Below are 16,088 nucleotides of genomic sequence, written 5' to 3' on the forward strand. Positions count from 1 at the left end.
CTTTGATTTCAGGCAATCAACTGCCCACTTAAGATATATTCTACTGCGTTTAATCAAAGGAATTTAGGCAATTTCTTAGCTTTACTATTTCTTGACAAATTAAGGGGATAGCCGTTCACATATCCATTGGCCATGGTCTTGTCGATACGATAATCTGTCATGCAAGCGGCAATCACGTCCTTGCCAAAACTCAAAATAATTCGGAATAACGATATACCCACCCCAATAGTCCGGACGAGGGACAGTTTGGCTCTCATACCGGCCAATTAATTCTTTGAATCGCGTTTCAAGAATTTTACGGTTTTCTACGATTTCACTTTGATGAGAAACCCACGCACTTATCTGACTCATTTTGGGCCTGGAAGCAAAATATTTGTCTGATTTTTCAACACTCACTTTTTCAGCATACCCATGAATTCGAACTTGTCTAGCCAAATCAGGCCAAAAAAAATTAAGCGCGCAACGTGGATTTTGAGTTAGTTGATGGGCTTTGACACTGTCATAATTCGAATAGAAAACAAACCCTGCTTCAGTGACTTCTTTTAGCAATACCACTCGCAGATCGGGTTGTCCATGTTCATCCACCGTCGCGATGGTCATTGCTGTCGGATCAGCGTGTTCTTTTTTCAAAACCTCGTCAAACCATAATTGGAATTGGGCAAATGGATTTTCTTGAATATTGGCTTTCAATAAATCCATTTGGCCATAGTCTCTTCGGATGCCACTTAAATCAAACTTATCGGCCATCGTTAACCTCATAAACGACACATTAATAGGGTTGGTATATCCAGGATGTGGACAGTCGGCACATTTCCAAACAAGGTATTCCTTAGAAAATGAATTTGGCATTTGTCGGGCCAAGGCCCGACCTACGATCATCTTTTTTTAAAACTTAGACTTATCCTCAAACGCCGACGTACCGCGGCTTGTCCGCGGTACGTCGGATTAAAGATTATGGCAATATATTATACGAATACTATGTTTTAAAAAAAGTGTCTATCCCTCAAGGCCCGACCTACGATTATCTGTTACTCATGGCTTGTTGGCCCTTAGACATCCACCGCAGGATCGGCAACATCAACCATTTTTAAAGTAAAATCTTCTTTTTCCGGTTTAGATAATACGGGTAATGCCATATATTTATTAAGAACAGGCGACAAGGCATACATAATCACGCCTAAAGATACCGTAACCAGTCCAATTTTAGCAAAAACGCTGGTGTAAATCATCAAAGAGGGAATACCATGTGCCACCCCTTCAGGGATAGCGGCCATTGAAGCCACTGCCGCTCCCGTAAACCCAGCAACCGTTGAGGTTAAATACCAAACGCCCATAACAAATCCTGCGATATGCACTGGCACTAATTCCGCTACCATGGCAACGCCCAAGGCAGAAACCAATAGCTCGCCAACACATTGAAAAAAGTAGCTGGCAATTAACCAAAACGGTGATACCATCCCCTGCCCATCATGGAAAAATCGAGCTAAATATAAGGTTAAAAAGGCAACCCCACAAGCAATCATGCCGACTGAAAATTTATAGGGAATGGAAAAGTTAATATGGCGATGTTGAATAGCGCGATAACAATAGGCTAAAACCGGACTTAAGACGATAATCCAAATCGGATTTAACGCTTGGTAACTCTGCGCATCAAACTGATAGCCAAAAATAGAGGAATGAACGTTGGCAACCGCAAATAAATTCATCGATGTTGGCATTTGCATATAAAGAGTAAAGAATACTATTGCTTCAACCATTAACACAAAAGCAATCAGCATCCGCATCCGTGTCAAGCCTTTTTCCTGAAGGGTGTAATAAAAGAATATTGCAACGATAACAGCGGTTAAACACCAAGCCAACGTTTTAGCCAAACTCACATGTTGTAACAAATATGCACTGCCAAATGTGGCACCGACAATGCCAGCAACAATTAGCCCCCAAGATAACATTCCTATTTTGCGCTCATCTGCGGGGGTATTGATATCAGCAACAACGTGGTATTGATAAATATAGTTAACAATCCCAAGCGCAAGGCCAATAAAACTTAATGAAAATGCATACGGATAGCCATATTTAGCGGCAATATTTGGGCCCACTAATAATGAGAAAGTCGATCCCAAGTTAATCGACATATAATAGAGGGTAAAACCACCATGTAACCGATGGTCATTTTCGTTATAGCATTTAGCCAGTAAATTAGGCGGATTGGCTTTAAATAGGCCGTTGGCAACACAGATCAAACCAAGCGCATAAAAAACCGTGTGTTGGTCGGAGAAAGTCAACATGCCATAGCCTGTTGTCAGCGTGATTAATCCAAGCAATATGGTGCGTTTAGTCCCTAAAACTTTATCCCCTAAATAACCTCCAATAGCGACCATGCCATAGACGAGTGCTGAAAATGCACCAAAGGTATAAAAAGCTTGTTGTTCACTTAAGCCAAGCTGACGAATAAAAAAAAGTGCGAGTATCCCTTGAACGGTGTAGTAACCAAATCGTTCCCAGATTTCAAGCATGAAAATCATAAAAAAAGGACGGGGTTGTTCCGCAAACATTTTTTTCATATTCTCTCTTTTTTTTCCGTGAGACGAACTTCCAGCATACCGTAATTTTAATATTAGAACTAGTATTTTTTAGAGTGTACTCAAGTTAATTCTACAAACAAATTTAGCCTTAGATCAGCTTATAAAAGATAACATGGACATCCTTCCATGCTACAATTAACAATATGAGTTGAACTTTTTTGCTAACTCTCAGTGATAAATTTATACTTATTAATAATGTGATGGCCGCATTGGATACGAATAATAATAATTGAGTACGACCATGGAAAAGAAAGCGCTATATCTTGCCGGCGGTGGTGCGCGGGGAGCCTATCAAGTAGGGGTTTTAAAGGCAATTGATGAGATTTTAAAAGTCAAAGTTTTTCCATTTGATATGTTATGTGGCGTCAGTGTTGGCAGTGTCAACGCAACGGTATTGGCGTCTTATGCGCATGATTTCCCTGAAGCCGTTAAACGGCTAGAGACCCTTTGGGGGGCTATTCATTGTGACCAAGTGTTTGATGTTAGCAATTACCAACTGGGTAAATCTGTTTTACGAAATATCAGCCATCTGATTGTCCGACAGAATCATTCGGGCTATTTGCTAGATACCTCGCCGTTGAGAGAATTGATTCACCGAGAAGGGGACTTTTACCTTATCAACAATAACATTGCCCAAGGTCACCTGGAGACCCTGGAGGTTCAATGCAGCTGCTACGAAAATGCACAAACTGTATCGTTTTATCAGCAAAAACAGTCATTTGAGGATTGGTTTTATCCAAGGCATATGAGTAAATTTAGTAAAATCACCGCAGATCACATCATGGCCTCAAGTGCATTGCCCTTATTTTTTCCCCCAGTTAAAGTTGGCCAATTTCATTATGGGGATGGCAGTTTGGGGTTGGTCGCCCCTTTGCGTGGGTGCATCCGATTTAATATGAATCGCATCATGATTCTTGGCACGCGGCAAGCGCCATCATTTGCCGAAGCAGAATTAGTCGAAGCGCACAAAATTGATTTTGCTCAAATCTTGGGTGCTATGATGAATGGTTTATTTATAGATAACCTTGATCGCGATATTGAGCTTGTCAATCGCATGAACGATATTGCTCGTTTATTGACGTTATGGCGCAAACATCAATCGCCATGGCGCCCCATTCAAACCTTGTATTTACGTCCTAGCATGGACATGGGGGCAATTGCGCAAGCGCAATACCAAAGTATGCCCGCATTATTGCGATTTTTGTTAAACATGCTCGGTGCAAAAGCTAAATCGGGTGATCTGCTTAGCTTTCTCTTATTCGAATCTGAATTCACCTCAGAAATTGTCAAGATGGGATACAAAGATACGATGGAACAGGCTAATGTAGTGGCCGCCTTTTTTAAATAACGTTAGGGCGTGTCCTCATTCCATTAATTGGCTACGAATGTCACTTGTATCTGGAAGGACATGGTGCCAACGCTCAAATGCTAAAGCAGCTTGTTCAATAAGCATGCCCATACCATCCACCGCAGTCGCTACAAACGGTCGATAATGTTTTAAAAATTGGGTTTCCCCGGTTTGGCTATAAGCCAAATCATAGACCATTTTTGCAGGAAACTTGGAGCAAGACGGCCAAGTGATTGATTGTGAAGTGGTCGTTGCTGATGTGGTATTAATGAGTATATCCATCTCGGGTAGTGGCTCGTGCCAGGGAAGGATAATCAAGTCAGGAAAATCCGATTGCAAGGCTTTCGCTCGTTCGAGCGTTCGATTACTCAACGATAGTGAACAAACACCCGCGTCCATGAGTGGTTGAATAATGCCCCGAGCTGCACCACCCGCGCCTAAAATATGAACACGTTTATCAGTTAAGGATAAGTAATGGCTGATATCTTTTACCAACCCCAACCCATCTGTATTATCTGCTATCAATTGGCCATCTTCCATCCATAAGGTGTTCGCAGCTTTCGCTTTTTCAGCACTTTCTCTGCGAAAATCCGCTAACTGATAAGCCAGCTCTTTTAGCGGTAAGGTGATATTTAGCCCTAATCCCCCGCTAATAAAAAACGACTTAACCGCTTGATTAAAGGAATCAGCGGCTACTCGTTGCTTTTCATATTTTAACGAAATCCCACATTGTTTTGCGAATGATTGATGGATAATGGGCGACAAACTGTGCTCGATTGGATCCCCAAACACCGCGCATAATCGTGTCTCAATCATGAGTCACCTCGAGTTGTTGTCTTTGTAATAAGGTTTTTAAGAACCGTCCTGTATGAGATATGGCTATTTCAGCCACTTGTTCAGGGGTGCCAGTGGCAATGATTTTGCCCCCCTTACTACCGCCTTCTGGCCCTAAGTCAATTAACCAATCTGCCGTTTTAATGACATCTAGATTATGTTCGATAATGATGATTGTATTCCCTTGTTCGCGTAGCCGTTTCAGAACTTGTAATAGTTGTTCAATGTCATGAAAATGCAAGCCAGTTGTGGGCTCATCGAGAATATACAGTGTTTTCCCGGTGCCGCGCTTGGATAGTTCACGAGCGAGCTTGATGCGTTGAGCTTCTCCACCTGATAAAGTCGTTGCACTTTGCCCTAAGGAAATGTAAGACAGGCCGACGTCAATTAAGGTCTGACATTTACGTGCAAGAATAGGGATCGCTGTAAAAAATTCACACGCTTCTTCCACCGTCATGTTCAATACTTCATCAATTGTTTTGCCCTTGTATTGAATTTCCAGTGTTTCTCGATTATACCGTTTCCCTTTACAAGCATCACAGGAGACATAAATATCAGGAAGAAAATGCATTTCAACTTTAATTAAGCCATCGCCTTGGCATGCTTCGCAACGCCCCCCTTTGACATTGAAGGAAAAACGCCCGGGCTGATAGCCACGTGCTCTTGCTTCGGGTGTGTTGGCAAATAACTCCCGAATGGGCGTGAATAAGCCAGTATAGGTTGCAGGATTGGAACGAGGCGTCCTGCCAATGGGGCTTTGATCGATATCAATGACTTTATCACATTGCTCTAATCCCTCAAGACTCTCACACGTTCCCCGTGCCATCAGGCTAGCTCGATTCAGTTGGTTCGCGGCTATGGGATATAATGTGTCATTAATTAAACTGGATTTCCCAGACCCAGAAACCCCTGTCACACAAGTCATTAAGCCCAGTGGAATAGAGACATCTACACCGGTAAGATTGTTGCAGCATACCCCTTTTAAATGGAGTTGTTCATTGGGGTTAACTTTCACACGTTCCTTCGGTACTTCGATTCGTTTGCGATGACTCAAATAATCGCCAGTCAACGATCGTTTGCAGGCCATAATATCTTCTGGGGTCCCTTGGGCCACAACTTCTCCGCCATGCACGCCCGCTTTTGGGCCAATATCGAGAATAAAATCAGCCGCACGGATGGCGTCTTCATCATGTTCTACCACGATCACTGTATTACCCAAGTCTCGAAGCCTTCGTAAGGTGTTTAGCAATCGCTCGTTATCGCGTTGGTGCAATCCTATTGACGGTTCATCCAAAACATACATAACCCCCACTAAGCCTGAGCCAATCTGGCTGGCTAAGCGAATTCGCTGTGCCTCCCCACCGGATAGTGTTTCGGCGCTTCGAGCAAGGGTTAAATAATCCAACCCCACATTCACTAAAAAACCAAGCCGCTCGATAATTTCTTTGTTAATTTTTTCAGCGATTTTCCCCTTCGCACCCGGTAAGGTGAGTTGATGAAAAAACTGATAGGCATGCTCAATCGAATAGTTGGAAATTTCTGGCAACGAACGATCCGCCACATAAACGTGACGTGCGGCCTCTCTTAATCTGGCTCCGTCGCAAGTAGGACAAGGCCTCGAGGATATATACTTGGCTAACTCTTCACGCACCGCATTAGAGTCTGACTCACGATAACGTCGTTTCATGTTGGGAATCACGCCTTCAAAAGCGTGCTGTCGTATTTGGTTCCCCGCGTGCATGCTTTCATATAGAAATTCAATGCGCTCACCTTCGCTGCCAAAAAGAATGATCGACTGAATCTTGGGGGGAAGATCGCAATAGGGGGTATTCACATCAAATTCATAATGCCTTGCCAGCGACGATAGCATGGAAAAATAATAGGCCGTTTTTTTATCCCATCCACGAATAGCGCCTTCGGCTAGGCTGGCTGTTTCATCATGAACCACCCGAGCGGGATCAAAGAATTGATCCACCCCTAATCCATCACAACTATGACACGCGCCCATCGGGTTATTAAATGAAAATAATCGCGGCTCCAACTCACTTAAACTATAGCCACAATGGGGGCAAGAAAACTTTGCTGAGAAGAGAATTGGCTCAAAATCACCCTCGTTCATTGGCACAACCATCGCCAATCCTTCTGCTAAATTGATGGCATTTTCAAACGATTCACTAAGACGGGTGGCAATGTCTGGACGAACTTTAATCCGGTCGATAACGACATCAATATCGTGCTTTTGGCGTAAAGTTAATTTAGGGGCCGAATCCAACTCAACCAGTTCACCATCAATACGAGCGCGCACATAACCTTTTGCTTGTAATTGCTGGATAAGTTGCAGGTGTTCGCCTTTCCGCCCCCGAATGACCGGCGCTAAAATCATTGCTTTACTATCCGCGGGTAATGCTAAAACGGCATCAACCATCTGGGTAATGGTCTGTGCATGCAAGCTCCCACCATGCGTTGGGCAACGGGGGTCACCAACGCGAGCAAATAATAAACGCAAATAATCGTGGATTTCAGTGATGGTGCCTACCGTTGATCTGGGGTTATGAGAGGTCGCTTTTTGCTCTATAGAAATCGCCGGCGACAACCCCTCTATGGCATCCACGTCAGGCTTTTCCATCATCGATAAAAATTGGCGGGCATAAGCCGATAAGGATTCAACATAGCGCCGTTGACCTTCCGCATATAATGTGTCAAACGCTAAGGAGGATTTGCCAGAACCCGATAAACCTGTAATGACCGTTAATTGGTTGCGAGGCATAGTCACGGAAATATTTTTTAAATTGTGAGTTCTTGCCCCTTTAATGTCTATGGTCTCGTGCATCAAACACTCAGTCGGAAAAATTTGGGCTACAATTGTAGTAGAAATACGATCGTTATGCACCATAAAAGTTGTAATATTGAACAAGGAAGACTCTATGAAGCTTAGACCATCGCCTAATCTCCTATTAGCTTGCCTTTTGCTGATTGCATACCCCGCCTATGCAAGTTCACCCGAACTATACATGCCAACGGATAATGAGGTAGCAACCTGGACCAGTAACGTTTTGCAACAAACGATAACTGTTGACTACAAACAGCTTGAAGCACAGGATAAAAGCAGAACCGTTCGCCAGTATTATAGCGGCCAAGCTTGGAGCGGACTAGGGAATTTCTTTGGCAGTATTATACCGCAAATTATCAAATATAAAGAAAGAACAAACCCCATCCCAGCTGGGCCTCCAATCATTACGGACAAGGGCCAATTCAATGGCATGCCATTTTGGAAAGTCTCTCAGACATTTCATTTTCCTGAGATTGACAAGTATGTTTGGTTTTCAGTGATCGTGATCCCAAACACAGACCCGCCATTGATCATTGAAAGTCTCAATATGAAAATGGATATGTAGGGAACTTACCATAGTCAAATCAACAAACTCAATGCTGATGGTACTTACTCTGCCTCGTTTAACGAGGCATCGATTTTACTTAAACGCCCTTGTTGAAAATACAGTATGATTCGTCGCTTTTTGATGTGGCCATTCCCCTTTTGCAGGGTATAAACATAATCCCATCGGTTTTTATTGAAAATGGGGCTTATCAAGCTGGTACCCATGATCACAGACGCCTCTTGCTTGCTCATACCAATATGCAATCGTTTTAACTTATAAGCGGGCAACAAGTTGCCTTGTTGTTTTTTGCGCTGAGAGAAGTCAATTGATGCACAATGGCTTAACATCAAACAACAAATCATCAATATAATACTTTTTCTCATCATATTTTTTGCTTCAACTAAAAAAGTTATACATAATAGCATGACCATTTCATTGACAGAAGATTTTTTTGCCCTATAAATAACATCCTACCGTTTACCTTCTCCCCAGACATGGGGAGAAGGTGCCCGAAGGGCGGATGAGGGGTTTATGAATCATAAGGTAATCTTTACGTGTTGTATCGGCAATTTATTTAAATTTGCCAACTTCAAAAATTTAGTCCGATTAGAGGAGAGATTGTGGAAGACGAAAACCAACAGTTGAAAGATGCTGGCCTTAAAATCACCGTTCCAAGAGTGAAGGTATTACAAATTTTAGAGCAATCCGAAGACCGACACCTCAGTGCAGAGGCCGTGTATAAGGCACTAATCGATATGGGAGAAGATGTTGGTCTTGCAACCGTATATCGTGTTCTAACACAGTTTGAAGCAGCCGGTCTGGTTATTCGACATAATTTTGAAGGCAGCTATGCAGTCTATGAACTACGTCAGGAGGAACACCACGATCACCTCGTCTGTGTTAAATGCGGAAGAGTCGAAGAGTTCATTGATGAAATGATAGAAAAACGCCAAGAAATCATTGCCGAAAAAGCAGGGTTTCAGATGACGGATCATGCCCTCAATATTTTTGGTTTATGTCCTGCTTGTCGTCGATAAGGAGCATTACAGGATGTTTGATTATATTATTATTGGCGGAGGGAGTGCCGGCTGTGTATTAGCCTCTCGATTAAGTGTAAATCCCGACAACAGGGTATGCTTGATTGAAGCAGGTGGCAGCCATCATCGTGCGGCAGTACAGATTCCTTTTTTAACCATCTTAACGATGCCATGGTGGTATAAAAATTGGCATTATCGAACCGAGCCTCAACCTGGGTTAAATAATCGCCGAGGTTACCAACCACGAGGAAAAGTACTAGGCGGGTCTAGCGCTATTAACGCCATGATCTATATCCGTGGTCAACAACAAGACTATGACAATTGGGCAAAGGCAGGGGGCTCACAATGGCGCTTTGATAATATATTGCCGGTTTTTAAAGCGTTTGAAAATAACCAGCGACTCAATGGCCCCTATCATGGCCAATCAGGTGAGTTGTATGTGAGTGATCTCATTTCGCCAAATCCGGCCTCAGAAGCTTTTGTCAAAGCAGCCATTGGATGTGGTTATCCGTTTAACCATGATTTTAATGGCGAAAGCCAATATGGGGTTGGATTATATCAAGTCACCCAAAAAAATGGCCTCCGTCATACGTCGGCCCATGCGTTTATCGACCCCATCTTTCAACGTAAAAATTTGACCATCCTTACGAAAAGCCACGCGCTAAAATTACTATTCAATGGAAAAACATGCGAAGGTGTCACAATAAAAAGGGGTGGAAAAACGGAAGATATTAAAGCCAAAAAGCATGTCATTTTGTGTGCTGGTGCTATCAGCTCCCCCCATTTATTACTGCTTTCAGGAATCGGTGACAAAGATCAATTGGCTCAGCATGGGATTCGCTGCCACCACCACTTGCCGGGTGTTGGTCTTAATTTTCATGATCATCCTGACTATGTGCATTGCTATCGCTCCACCAACCACAACCTAATTGGTTTTACCCCAGGTGCATTATTCGATATCGCAAAAGCATGGTTTTTGTATCGTAAACAGCCGACCGGCTTAATGACAACCAACTATGCCGAGGCTGGCGGATTTTTATCAACCACCAAGACCCCCGATAGACCTGATATACAATTACACTTTGTCACAGGTATCGTTGATAATCATGCGCATCGATTTCATTTCCCCCGCGGCATGTCCTGCCATGTCTGTGTATTACGTCCGAAAAGCCGTGGGAGTATTCGTCTAAAATCCGCAGACCCTTTCAAAGCCCCTGCCATTGATCCTAATTTCCTGGCTAATGATGACGACATGAACACCCTACTCAACGGTTATAAAATGACGTTGGATATCATGGAGCACGAACAGTTATCCCCTTTTCGAGATAAGCCTTATTATATTGCAACCTCAGATGAAGCCATCATCGAGCTTATACGCAACCGCGCCGACACCGTTTACCATCCAGTAGGGAGTTGCCGTATGGGGGAAGATGAACTGGCTGTGGTTGATGGCCAACTAAAGGTTCATGGCATCGAAAAGTTAACAGTTGCAGATGCCTCCATCATGCCGGAAGTCGTTTCTGGCAATACCAATGCTCCCAGCATGGTCATTGGGGAAATGGCTGCACGATTTATTTTAAGTCAAGATAGTCACTAACCAATGGCGTCTATACCCACTTATTTCCTGCACCTAAAGCATGAATGGAAGGCGTCCGATCTATAGGACCCTTGGTTGCATTTTGTTGTCTATAATTTAGGATGTGGACTAAAAAGGAATTCGCAATGGCTAAATTGGTAGAAATTGAAGGCATTGGAGCAAAGTTTTCAAAATTGCTTCAATCGATAGGCATCGAGGATCAATATCAACTTCTGCACACCTGCAGTGAACGAGGGGGTCGAGAACGCGTTGCCCGAGAAACAGGAATTAGCGGAAAACTGATCCTCAAATGGACCAACCAAGCAGATTTAGCTCGGATCAATGGCATCGGTGAAGAATATGCTGAACTACTTGAGCGTTCGGGTGTCGATACGGTCCCCGAGCTAGCTCAACGAAATGCCGAATCATTAGTGAGCATGCTACAAGAAACCAATGACCGATTAAACCTTGTACGCCATCTACCTGGACTTCCTCAAGTCCAGTCCTGGATCGAACAAGCAAAAAATCTTCCTCGGATGATTTATTATTAGGACAAGACTTCTAAATAACTTGCTTCATGTTCCCTTCTCCCCAGGCATGGGGAGAAGGTGCCCAACGGGCGGATGAGGGGTTTTTGAATCGAAGTTATTATTTTGATGAATAGCGCATAGGGCTTGAAATGCTTACGAAAAACCCCAAGGTCGAGGCAAAACAATTTTTTTAATGAGGGAGTTTAGATTAACTAAATGACCGAATTAAAAACTTTTTTTATCGAAGAGATTGGGAGTTTTTCGTCAGTCCTTTAGGAAACACCTTCAGGGGTTACTTTCAGTGACATAACTCATGACTCGTTGAACGAACTTGGGACCGGGATCGCTTTTATCGGTTTGATAATTGCTGTCTTGTTCCAACCAGAGTGGGGTGTTTTTGAATTTTAAATACTCGTTATGCCCAATGATATGTTTAATTTGAGGGTATTTTGCTCTGAGGCGACAAACTAAATAAGCATTTGCTTTGGCTTGAGCCTCAGTCATATCATCGATTTCATTAACCCCGCCAATATTTTCTATGCCAATTGCATAATGATTCAAGCCAATGACATGACGCGCCATCCAATTATCAGGCATGAGCTGATAAATACTGCCATCTTTGTCAACGATGAAATGCGTAGAGACATTTAAGTTACCTGGTAACTCTTTGAGTCTGGGAGAGTTTTTGGGAAAGGCAGGAGGATTAAAAATACGCCAGGTTGTTTCGAGACTATCAATCATGGTCCAATGGATAACGATTATCTGGGGATCTAATTCAATGGACTTTGACTCGATACCATAATGTTTTTGTTGATACTGCTGGGTTAAAGAGATGCGTTCTTGATTGAATTCGATGGGTTTTGAATGAATAGGAAGCGGATCATGGCAGGAAAATGCATGAATTTGTAAGGTGATTAACATTAATAAACAAATCGGTGTTTTCATGTCAGCTCTTTTTTTAAGACCATAATATAGGCATTGACATAATCTGGCAGACCTTTCATCGCTTGATAAAATGCCTGATTTCCAGCAAAACTTCCGCTTAAATAGTCGATTTGATTGGGGTTGTTTTCAAAGGCCCCTCCGGTGTCCGCTAATAGGCCTGCCTGGCTAATAATTTTACCACCAGGGGAAGGGTATTGAATCATCAATAGTTTTCCAAGTCCAAAGTTTTGAAGATCGCCGGCAAAGGTCACTTCCGTATTCACCGTAATTTTATGGTTGGCGTCCTTACCATAGCCTTTAATACCATTCACTTTTTTAAAATACCAATAGCGCTGTTGTTCATAAGGAGGCAATGCCTTGTCATAGGGGATATTATTACATCGGTGCACGTTGAAGGTAACCGACTGTGATGGTTTATTATCAAAGGTAATCACGACTGTACCTTGCAGAAGGGCTGTCTCCAAATCGTCTCGGGTGAGATAGGCAAGCACTGGAACGGGTTTGTTTTTTAATGCCCCTTTTAAAATGTCTTGTTTACCATGTTGAAAGCGTAATAGATTCGGCAGGTTTGACGCCTGCTCTAACGTTAGTGACGTTTCGTCTTTTGGAAGGCCATGCAATGCATAAGAGTAGGGTGGATTGGTTGTTATTTTTCCTTGCGCTTTGTGGACATAATATTTGGTCATTAATATTTTGTGATTGGGCAAATGAGCAAGGAGCGTGTTTTTCTTTTTAAGTCGTTGAACGGCATTCATATCGGGATACCAGCGCAAAAAATCAAAATTTTCTTTGACAAATTGAGGGTTATTTAATTCGTGTTGGTGTTCACAAATAAATTGCAGTGTTTTTTTGATACGGGATACCGGAATGGGGGCCCAGACTCCCTCATGGATAACCCGCGGATCAAAATCATGGCCTTGATTGAGGTATGCCAACGTATTTTTTGCGGTGTTGCATAAGGCAGGACCATTGATTTGATAATGTTTGGATGGAAGCGGTCGTTCTTTGACAAACAGAGGCTCTGCATCGGTTTGAGAGGCGATTAATGCCAGAAAAAAGATGAACGCACGTTTCATTAATATAGAAATCCTTCCTGTTTTGAAAAGCAAAAGTGGATTGGGTATTGCCCGCTGCGGACAGAATAATAAAATTTATCTCATGTTATAGCAAATATAATTTAATTGTAATGCACAAGATATGGAAACAAGACTGCATTTTGACTAGGCCTTATTGCGCATCCAACTTATCGAGGGCGTAGCGATCCGTCAACAATTTGAGGAAACTCCCCTGTGTACTGAGAATGGTTCCCTGATTATTCGGTGGAATCCCTTGTTCATATAGCATCAGTGTACGCCAGAAATTATAAAACACCCGGTTCTTTTCATAGGCCTGTGCATAAATAGCTGTTGCCTGTGCCTCAGCTTTACCTTTGATAAGGTCGGCTTTCTGCTTGGCCGGGGCGACAATGGTCTGATAAACGCGTTCAATTTCTCCCAGAACCGACTCATAACGTCTGCGGCCGGTTGAGCGAAGTTCTTCAGCTTTAGTCAGTCGCTCCAATATCATTCTTTCATAAATATTTTGCTCAACAGAAGGTCCATAGGTGATATTACGAATTAAAACCGTCATAATTTCAATGCCATACTGATTGGCATAATCTTTAATTTCAGTAAGAATCATCGTGTTAATATTTTGCCTTCCAATGGTAACAGTCGCGTGAACGCCTAATGGCGGATTACCAGTCTTATCCATACCATACGTTTTTAAATTTTTATCCTCAACCCGGACCGTGTCCACTAGGTTATAACGCGAAACAACTTCACGTACGCTTCCTGAAATAATGTTCCTAAGCACTATTTGCGCATCCTCGACAGTACCCATATTTTCATAAAATATGGCGGCATTGCTAATACGCCAGTTGGCTACTGTCTCAACACTAATAAAATATAAATCGCCCGTTGCAACGTTGTTCTCAATTTCTTCTTCGCTGAAAATCCGCTTATCAAAATAGTTCGCTTTCCATAAAAATGGAATTTTGAAATAGAATCCTGCTTTGGTATATGGCATGCCAATAATTCGGCCAAATTGCGTGATCACCACCTGACTTCCCTCATTGACGATGAACACCCCTGAGCGAATAACGAGCACCAAAAACAGCAAACTGACGAACGTCAGTACTGATTTCAGCCTCAGTGAGATAAACAACGCAATAAATAGGATTAAGGCAACATATAAACTCATTCTCTATCCTCTTAGATAATCAACGCCCCATTGGGGGGGAAGCATGGATATTTTGTCCGGCATTAGTTGGTGACGGTGTCTTCGTAACAGGCTGTTGACCACTGTTTGCAGCGGGTGTTGTTGCCTGATGCAAGGGTTGTTGCAGTCCTGCTTTTTCAAGGATCCTTTGTAACTGTTGCTGCATGGACCCCTTTATTCTGCCAGGTGGTGAGGCATCTTGCTTTTGCCCAAGAGAGGGCATTAATAACGGAAAAATTCCATTGGCCTTATCGTCAAGGATGATAAGTGGTGTGTCTTTAATCACTTGCTCGATACTATCCAGATACATCCTATCCTGAGTAATCGTGGGCGCAACCTGATACTCTTTCAGAATCAGACTGAATCGGCCCGTTTGTCCCATTGCTTGATTGACTACTTTGGTCGCATAGGCCTCAGCCTCGGAAATAATCCTTTTTGCCGTTCCTTTCGCTTTTGGGATTCGTGTCATGTATTTGTATTCACCTTCATAAGTAAACCGCTCAAGATCCTGGGCTGCCTTATTGACCTCATTAAATGCAAATACCACCTGCTTAGGAGGCAGGGCATTCAGGATAATCACCTGATCAATTCTAACCCCAAGCTGAAGCCTATCTATAAGCGCCTGAGTACGCGTTAACACCTGTTTTTCAATCTCTTTTCTGCCTGAGGTCACAATCTCATTAAACGATAATTCACCAATCACTTCATTCATCATTGCCTGAGCAAAATCATGGACATTTTTTTGAACATCGCGGGAATTAAACAGGTATTGGGAACCATTGCTGATGTGATATTGTAAGGTCCACTGAAGGAGCACAAGATTTAAATCGCCTGTGAGAAATTTCATTTCATTTTCAACGGGTATTTTGCCATCAACGCTGATTTGTTGGGCACGCAATTCCTCCAAGGTTTGCTCTTTTTGTTGCAGTCGTTGGATAATTTCCTGGTTACTTGGCTCCACTGGCGGAGCAAGATTTCTGCGGATGTAATCATGGGTAAGCCGTTGACGACGATTCATCTCAGAGAAAAAATCGCCTTTTTCAGAAAAAGCAGTGTTGGCATCCAGTTCTGCTTGTAAAACAGACGCTTCATATTCCTGAGCAGCGAATTGTTCTTGTGGATCAAGCTGTAAACGTTTAGCAACGGGTTGTCCTTGCTTGAAACCAAACGTTTCTTCAAAAAGATTGCCCGTATTGACAATGTAGTAGCGTTCAATCACTGGGAAAACGAAATTCAAACCAGACTCCACTTCACGGTTAAATTGCCCAAATCGAGTGATGATAGCTGATGAGCCCACTGGTACGATGAATAAATAATTCAATAGGATTATCACAAGGATCATGACCGTTAGGAAGATATAGGTAAAATGGCGAAATAGCCTTAGAAAGTAACTTCGACTATGCTTTTCGCGATAGGCTCTAAACCGATTTAAAAAACGCCCATACGATTCAATGAGATTCCTAACAATATAATCAGCTGAGTCATAACAATATTTACTAACGGTTGTCCATATGCGGGCAATCCATGCAAATAGCTTACAGGCTTTTTGATAGATATATATAAATGGCTTTGCCAAAGCGTTCAATAACTGCTTCATACC

At 42.7% G+C, this 16,088-nt stretch carries 14 protein-coding genes; 5 read left to right on the top strand and 9 right to left on the bottom strand.

What is annotated here, in order from left to right:
* Window positions 1-99: 99 nt before the first annotated feature.
* The gene (gene pdxH / locus AB3348_RS10230) at window positions 100-747 is read right to left on the bottom strand and encodes a pyridoxamine 5'-phosphate oxidase (protein ID WP_367607517.1); all 648 of its coding nucleotides are present in this window, start codon (window positions 745-747) and stop codon (window positions 100-102) included.
* A gap of 302 nt (window positions 748-1,049) precedes the next feature.
* Complete coding sequence (locus AB3348_RS10235; RefSeq protein WP_367607518.1) at window positions 1,050-2,561, bottom strand: oligopeptide:H+ symporter; 1,512 nt, start codon at window positions 2,559-2,561, stop codon at window positions 1,050-1,052.
* A gap of 262 nt (window positions 2,562-2,823) precedes the next feature.
* On the opposite strand from AB3348_RS10235, the gene AB3348_RS10240 reads away from it, so the two are divergent.
* Window positions 2,824-3,930 (top strand): patatin-like phospholipase family protein, encoded by a 1,107-nt coding sequence (locus AB3348_RS10240; protein WP_367607519.1) that lies wholly within the window; start codon window positions 2,824-2,826, stop codon window positions 3,928-3,930.
* Between the two features lie 15 nt (window positions 3,931-3,945).
* Here AB3348_RS10240 and aroE read toward each other — a convergent pair whose 3' ends face one another.
* Both aroE and uvrA read right to left on the bottom strand, forming a co-directional pair.
* On the bottom strand, window positions 3,946-4,746 hold the full coding sequence (aroE, locus tag AB3348_RS10245) for a shikimate dehydrogenase (RefSeq protein ID WP_367607520.1): 801 nt from the start codon (window positions 4,744-4,746) through the stop codon (window positions 3,946-3,948).
* Window positions 4,739-7,594 (bottom strand): excinuclease ABC subunit UvrA, encoded by a 2,856-nt coding sequence (gene uvrA, locus AB3348_RS10250; RefSeq protein ID WP_367607521.1) that lies wholly within the window; start codon window positions 7,592-7,594, stop codon window positions 4,739-4,741. The genes aroE and uvrA overlap by 8 nt, the downstream gene beginning before the upstream one ends.
* 94 nt (window positions 7,595-7,688) lie before the next feature.
* Between uvrA and AB3348_RS10255 the strand changes: the two genes are divergently transcribed.
* Window positions 7,689-8,159: a hypothetical protein gene (locus tag AB3348_RS10255; RefSeq protein ID WP_367607522.1), complete on the top strand. Its 471-nt coding sequence runs from the start codon at window positions 7,689-7,691 to the stop codon at window positions 8,157-8,159.
* A gap of 44 nt (window positions 8,160-8,203) precedes the next feature.
* Here AB3348_RS10255 and AB3348_RS10260 read toward each other — a convergent pair whose 3' ends face one another.
* A complete protein-coding gene (locus AB3348_RS10260; RefSeq protein WP_367607523.1) occupies window positions 8,204-8,527 on the bottom strand; it encodes an outer membrane protein assembly factor BamE in 324 nt (107 codons plus the stop codon).
* Between the two features lie 234 nt (window positions 8,528-8,761).
* Here AB3348_RS10260 and fur point away from each other — a divergent pair, with 234 nt between their 5' ends.
* From fur to AB3348_RS10275, 3 genes are all read left to right on the top strand, one after another.
* Window positions 8,762-9,178 carry a ferric iron uptake transcriptional regulator gene (gene fur / locus AB3348_RS10265; RefSeq protein ID WP_367607524.1) on the top strand — a complete coding sequence of 139 codons (417 nt, stop codon included), beginning with the start codon at window positions 8,762-8,764 and terminating at the stop codon, window positions 9,176-9,178.
* Between the two features lie 13 nt (window positions 9,179-9,191).
* The gene (locus tag AB3348_RS10270; RefSeq protein WP_367607525.1) at window positions 9,192-10,775 is read left to right on the top strand and encodes a GMC family oxidoreductase; all 1,584 of its coding nucleotides are present in this window, start codon (window positions 9,192-9,194) and stop codon (window positions 10,773-10,775) included.
* Window positions 10,776-10,900: 125 nt separating this feature from the next.
* Window positions 10,901-11,305 (top strand): DUF4332 domain-containing protein, encoded by a 405-nt coding sequence (locus tag AB3348_RS10275; RefSeq protein WP_367607526.1) that lies wholly within the window; start codon window positions 10,901-10,903, stop codon window positions 11,303-11,305.
* Between the two features lie 264 nt (window positions 11,306-11,569).
* On the opposite strand, the gene AB3348_RS10280 is transcribed toward AB3348_RS10275, so the two are convergent.
* From AB3348_RS10280 to hflK, 4 genes are all read right to left on the bottom strand, one after another.
* The gene (locus tag AB3348_RS10280; protein WP_367607527.1) at window positions 11,570-12,229 is read right to left on the bottom strand and encodes an N-acetylmuramoyl-L-alanine amidase; all 660 of its coding nucleotides are present in this window, start codon (window positions 12,227-12,229) and stop codon (window positions 11,570-11,572) included.
* The gene (locus AB3348_RS10285) at window positions 12,226-13,305 is read right to left on the bottom strand and encodes a hypothetical protein (protein ID WP_367607528.1); all 1,080 of its coding nucleotides are present in this window, start codon (window positions 13,303-13,305) and stop codon (window positions 12,226-12,228) included. The genes AB3348_RS10280 and AB3348_RS10285 overlap by 4 nt, the downstream gene beginning before the upstream one ends.
* 151 nt (window positions 13,306-13,456) lie before the next feature.
* On the bottom strand, window positions 13,457-14,470 hold the full coding sequence (gene hflC / locus AB3348_RS10290) for a protease modulator HflC (RefSeq protein ID WP_367607529.1): 1,014 nt from the start codon (window positions 14,468-14,470) through the stop codon (window positions 13,457-13,459).
* 19 nt (window positions 14,471-14,489) lie between these two features.
* Window positions 14,490-16,085, bottom strand: a complete 1,596-nt coding sequence (gene hflK / locus AB3348_RS10295) for an FtsH protease activity modulator HflK (RefSeq protein ID WP_367607530.1) — start codon at window positions 16,083-16,085, stop codon at window positions 14,490-14,492.
* Window positions 16,086-16,088: the final 3 nt, after the last annotated feature.

It is taken from the genome of Legionella sp. W05-934-2 (assembly GCF_964199965.1).
In the GTDB taxonomy this organism is placed as follows: domain Bacteria; phylum Pseudomonadota; class Gammaproteobacteria; order Legionellales; family Legionellaceae; genus JAFIFT01.

Coding starts and splice junctions, on each gene's coding strand:
- AB3348_RS10270 (WP_367607525.1), top strand. CDS start 9,192: ATGTTTGATTATATTATTATTGGCGGAGGGAGTGCCGGCTGTGTATTA.
- AB3348_RS10260 (WP_367607523.1), bottom strand. CDS start 8,527: ATGATGAGAAAAAGTATTATATTGATGATTTGTTGTTTGATGTTAAGC.
- AB3348_RS10240 (WP_367607519.1), top strand. CDS start 2,824: ATGGAAAAGAAAGCGCTATATCTTGCCGGCGGTGGTGCGCGGGGAGCC.
- pdxH (WP_367607517.1), bottom strand. CDS start 747: ATGGCCGATAAGTTTGATTTAAGTGGCATCCGAAGAGACTATGGCCAA.
- hflK (WP_367607530.1), bottom strand. CDS start 16,085: ATGAAGCAGTTATTGAACGCTTTGGCAAAGCCATTTATATATATCTAT.
- AB3348_RS10285 (WP_367607528.1), bottom strand. CDS start 13,305: ATGAAACGTGCGTTCATCTTTTTTCTGGCATTAATCGCCTCTCAAACC.
- AB3348_RS10275 (WP_367607526.1), top strand. CDS start 10,901: ATGGCTAAATTGGTAGAAATTGAAGGCATTGGAGCAAAGTTTTCAAAA.
- AB3348_RS10255 (WP_367607522.1), top strand. CDS start 7,689: ATGAAGCTTAGACCATCGCCTAATCTCCTATTAGCTTGCCTTTTGCTG.
- hflC (WP_367607529.1), bottom strand. CDS start 14,470: ATGAGTTTATATGTTGCCTTAATCCTATTTATTGCGTTGTTTATCTCA.
- AB3348_RS10280 (WP_367607527.1), bottom strand. CDS start 12,229: ATGAAAACACCGATTTGTTTATTAATGTTAATCACCTTACAAATTCAT.
- uvrA (WP_367607521.1), bottom strand. CDS start 7,594: ATGCACGAGACCATAGACATTAAAGGGGCAAGAACTCACAATTTAAAA.
- aroE (WP_367607520.1), bottom strand. CDS start 4,746: ATGATTGAGACACGATTATGCGCGGTGTTTGGGGATCCAATCGAGCAC.
- AB3348_RS10235 (WP_367607518.1), bottom strand. CDS start 2,561: ATGAAAAAAATGTTTGCGGAACAACCCCGTCCTTTTTTTATGATTTTC.